Raw genomic sequence first — 403 nt, 5'->3', positions numbered from 1 at the left:
GTCGACGCGCTGGCCGAAGCCGGGGCGGCGCAGGGGCTTGCGATCGAGGAGGCGCGCCGGATCGCCATCGCGACGGCCGAAGGCGCGGCCGCCCTCGCCGCCGTCTCCGCCGAGCCGCCTGGAGCCCTCGCCGACCGGGTTGCGAGCCCCGGCGGCTCCACCCGCGCCGGCCTCGACGTGCTCGACCAGGGCGGCGCGCTCCCCGGCCTTGTCGCCCGCACGGTCGAGGCCGCGCTGCGCCGCAATCGCGAGCTGGCGGAGGAGGCAAGGGCCGCCCGCGCCCCATTGACGTAACCGGCCCAAGCCGCCAAGCCGCGTGTTCCGCGCCGCCTTCCGCAGCGCGCCAGCCACTTTCGGGGAGGAATGCATGTCGTCCGCCGCTTTCGTGCTTGAGCCCTGCACC

General features: G+C 76.7%; 1 protein-coding gene. It reads left to right on the top strand.

Features of this window, described 5'->3' with window-relative positions; all coding sequences use genetic code 11:
* Positions 1 to 294 (top strand): pyrroline-5-carboxylate reductase dimerization domain-containing protein (locus AC2JF9_RS10075; protein WP_500727497.1); only part of this gene is annotated, 294 nt, incomplete at its 5' end.
* Between the last annotated feature and the right edge of the window lie 109 nt (positions 295 to 403).

This window comes from Lactobacillus sp. C449L, assembly GCF_059900815.1.
The sequence above is the reverse complement of the archived record's forward strand: the minus strand, read 5'-3'. Positions and strand labels throughout refer to the sequence as shown.